Annotated in this window: 3 protein-coding genes; all 3 read left to right on the forward strand. The window is 42.2% G+C overall.

What is annotated here, in order from left to right; all coding sequences use genetic code 11:
- Positions 1-421: F0F1 ATP synthase subunit epsilon (locus B4F91_RS05675; protein ID WP_288635419.1), on the forward strand; the 421-nt coding region annotated here is incomplete at its 5' end.
- Between the two features lie 248 nt (positions 422-669).
- On the forward strand, positions 670-2,028 hold the full coding sequence (gene glmU, locus B4F91_RS05680; protein WP_288635421.1) for a bifunctional UDP-N-acetylglucosamine diphosphorylase/glucosamine-1-phosphate N-acetyltransferase GlmU: 1,359 nt from the start codon (positions 670-672) through the stop codon (positions 2,026-2,028).
- A gap of 134 nt (positions 2,029-2,162) precedes the next feature.
- Complete coding sequence (locus tag B4F91_RS05685) at positions 2,163-3,956, forward strand: choice-of-anchor I family protein (protein WP_096042519.1); 1,794 nt, start codon at positions 2,163-2,165, stop codon at positions 3,954-3,956.
- Positions 3,957-4,236: the final 280 nt, after the last annotated feature.

The raw sequence follows: 4,236 nt of genomic DNA on the forward strand, positions 1-4,236 counted from the left end.
GGCAGCTATGACTGTACATCTTGACGTAGTAAGCGCAGAGCAGAGCTTGTTCTCTGGTCTAGTTGAATCGATTCAAGTATCTGGTAGTGAAGGTGAGCTTGGTGTTAATGCCGGTCACGCCCCACTACTAACTGCCCTTAAACCTGGTATGGTACGTTTAGTTAAGCAACATGGTGAAGAAGAACTCATCTACATTGCTGGCGGTACACTAGAAGTTCAACCGAACATAGTAACCGTACTTGCTGATACAGCTGTTCGTGGTGAAGACCTAGACGAGCAAGCCGCAGAGCAAGCTAAGCGTGACGCAGAAAGCCAAATGGCTAATGCATCAGCAGCTGAATTTGATTATCAAAAAGCAGCTATGCAACTAGCAGAAGCTATTGCACAACTTCGCGTAATTCAGCAATTACGTAAAAAGTAAGCCTATCCGGTTTTTAAAAGCCCACGTTATGTGGGCTTTTTTGTGCCTGTAATTTGGCTTTACACTTATATCGGTTAGCAAAGCTGGTTACAATAAGTGTAATTATTATGAATAGTTTGTTTATCATAGATTCAGTCATTATTTTTTATAATACGGCTGAGTATGTATACATGGAGTGACATGCGTAATCTAGTTAAGCTACTTTCATTAACTTCTCACTAAAACAACGGAAAAAGGAAATTGTTTTAATGGCTCTAACAACAGTAATTCTTGCTGCGGGTAAAGGTACTCGTATGCGCTCTGCTCTACCTAAAGTTCTGCACAACGTTGCAGGTAAACCAATGGTGCAGCATGTTATAGATAACGCAAAGGCACTTGGTGCAACCACCACTAATTTAGTTTACGGGCATGGCGGCGAACTATTACAACAACAACTTGCCGATAACGACGTAAACTGGGTACTGCAAGCAGAACAACTTGGTACTGGCCACGCAGTAGCACAAGCAAGCCCTCATATTAATGATGACGACACTGTACTTGTTTTATACGGTGATGTACCTCTTACAAAGCAATCAACACTTGAGCGCTTGCTAGCTGCAACCCCTGAAAATGGTTTAGCGGTATTAACAGTTAATTTGGTTAACCCAAATGGCTATGGCCGTATGCTACGAGAAGATGGCAAGCTTGTAGGTATTATTGAGCAAAAAGATGCAAGCGCTGAGCAGCTACTTATCAGCGAAGTAAACACCGGCATTATGGCGGTTAACGGCAAGCTTTTAAAAACATGGTTAGGCAATCTATCTAACAATAATGCGCAAGGCGAATACTACCTTACAGATATTGTTGCTATGGCGCACAGTGAAGGTGTAGAAATCACGTCAGCACAGCCCGATCATGCAATGGAAGTTGAAGGCGCAAACAACCGCGTACAACTTGCAGGCCTAGAGCGTGCTTATCAAGCATGGCAAGCAGAAGAGCTAATGTTAAATGGCGCCACCCTAGCCGACCCTGCTCGTATTGATGTACGTGGCAATGTTAAAACAGGCGAAGACGTATTAATTGATATAAACGTTATTTTTGAAGGTAATGTAACCCTAGGCAATAACGTACAAATTGACCCTAACTGCGTACTTAAAAACTGTACCATAGGCGATAACGTTGTAATAAAAGCGAATACCCTAATTGAAGATGCAAGCGTAGCGGCTAAATGTACGCTAGGCCCATATGCTCGCCTGCGCCCTGGTGCGGTTATGGAAGAAGACTCGCACATTGGTAATTTTGTAGAGATGAAAAAAACCCGCTTAGGTAAAGGCTCTAAAGCTAATCACTTAAGTTACTTAGGCGATGCTGAAATTGGCGAAAAAGTGAATATAGGCGCAGGTACTATTACCTGTAACTACGATGGAGTTAATAAAGCAAAAACCATTATTGGTGATAACGCCTTTATTGGTTCTAACTCATCGCTTGTTGCCCCAGTAAACATTGGTGCAACAGCAACTGTAGGTGCAGGCTCTGTGATCACCAGTACCGTTGAAGATGAGCAGCTTGCAATAGCACGTTCTAAACAGCGTAATTTAACAGGCTGGAAACGGCCAGTTAAAAAATAAAAAGTTAATACCTATTTGAAGCGAGTTTAACACTCGCTTTTTTATTGCCGAAATCTAATGAAAATAAAAGTGCCATAGCTTTGTCATACCTGTGTGTTGTTATTTTGTTCAATACCACACTAAGGAAAATAACAATGTTAAAAAGGTCACTTATAGCACTTTCACTCATATCAATATTAACGGGTTGCTCACTAGATGGAGATGACGGCCAAGACGGCACGCAAGGTATCCAAGGGGAGCAAGGCACAGCGGGTCTAAATGGTACTAACGGCACTAATGCAAACTCTGCGTTAAATATAAGTTTAGTAGGCCGCGCTGTACTTAATGCCCAAAGCCCCGAAGGTGCAGCCGAAATAGTCGCTTATCAAGCATCTAAAAAGTGGATTTACGCCATTAACAGCTCTGGTGATGAAGCCATTGTTAATATTATACCCGCCGACACCTTTGATATGGCTGCCCTTGTTAAAGATAACGAAGGGATAGTGAGTGCAACTAACCTAACATCAACCATTACCCTTACCTTAAACGACAACACCCCAGGCGATGCAAACAGCATAGCAATAGATGAAAACAACCAAATGCTAGCTGTGGCTATGGCTGCTAAAAATGTGGGCGAAGCGGGTCAAATTGCATTTTACGACATAAGCGGCGATGCACCCGCCTTCATAAAAAATGTACCAGCAGGCTTTTTACCAGACATGGTGACTTTTAACCACGACGGTACAAAAGTAGTTGTAGCCAATGAAGGTGAACCTAATGGCGATTACAGTATCGACCCAGAAGGCTCTGTAAGCATAATTAATATAGTAGAAGGTGTAGTAGCTGATACGGCAACTAATATTGACTTTACTACTTACAATAGTCAGCAAGCTGAACTTGAGTCTGATGGATTTGTGTTTGCTAACCCTACAGGGCGCACTATTAAAGGAAATGTAATAAATACGACAGTAGCTATGGATTTAGAGCCTGAGTACGTCAGCATTTCTAAAGATAACAAATATGCCTACGTATCAATTCAAGAAAATAACGGTCTCGCTATTATTAACCTAGAAGATAATAGCGTAGAGCTAAAAGCGCTAGGCTTTAAAGACTGGTCAGATTTACAAATAGATACCTCAGATAAAGACGGCGGTGTTAATTTTAAATCGTACCCAGGGCTTTATGGTATGTATCAGCCAGATACAATTTCAAGCTTTAGCTGGAAAGGCGCAAATTTTATAGTATCGGCAAATGAAGGTGATGCACGCGAGTACTTCTTTGATGTAACAGATGGAGCAGACTGCGCAGCAAAGGGCGGCCTTGATTACGATGAAGATGATGGCTGTCTTGCCTATATAGATGAAAGCCGTGTTGAAAATTTAACGCTTGCAGCTAATTTTGACTACTTAAATAACGACGATGACGATATAGGCCGCTTGAAGGTAAGCACTGTAAAAGGTGATACGAATGACGACGGTCAATACGAATCGCTTTATGCCTATGGTGCACGCTCATTTACTATTTGGGACAGTAATGGGCTGGTGGTATTTGACTCAGGCGATGACATAGGCCGTATTACCGCATCGGTTCATGGTGAAGCCTTTAATAACAATGAAGATGAAAACGAAGGTGACACACGCTCAGATGATAAAGGCGCAGAACCCGAAGCGCTAACAATAGGTACGATAGACGAACGCACTTTTGCCTTTATAGGTCTCGAGCGGATGGGCGGGATTATGGTTTACGATATTACCAATCCTTACGATGTGCAATTTGAAGATTACTTTTATAACCGTGGTGTAATAGAAGGGGCAGATATAACCGGCGACCTTGCACCCGAAGGCATGGTGTTTGTATCTGCCGAACAAAGTGCGACAGGCGAGCCACTGCTTATAATCGGTAATGAGATCTCAGGTTCTATAGCTGTATGGCAAATTGCAGCAAATTAAAACCAACAAAGCAGTACAGCGATTACTAAATGTACTGCTTTTTCTAACGCGCAAATATTAGCTGTAAAATAGCGACTTAACATGCGCGTTTTTTAATCTAAAATCAGCCCGCAGGCCTTTATTTGTATGCGTTTTATACTAAATTCATTTATTTGTCAAAAAGCTGAAATAAAACATTGACCCCCGCTCGAATCTCCCTATAATGCGACCCCACTGAGACGGGAAACGCTGAAGCATAGCAAGGCACAACGGCTCAGAGAGTTAAGTAAAACTTCGGTTT

This window comes from Pseudoalteromonas sp. UBA6610, assembly GCF_002433295.1.
GTDB lineage: Bacteria > Pseudomonadota > Gammaproteobacteria > Enterobacterales > Alteromonadaceae > Pseudoalteromonas > Pseudoalteromonas atlantica.

What these genes read in the sequence shown, in the direction of transcription:
- glmU (WP_288635421.1), top strand. Translation starts at nt 670, where the DNA reads ATGGCTCTAACAACAGTAATTCTTGCTGCGGGTAAAGGTACTCGTATG.
- B4F91_RS05685 (WP_096042519.1), top strand. Translation starts at nt 2,163, where the DNA reads ATGTTAAAAAGGTCACTTATAGCACTTTCACTCATATCAATATTAACG.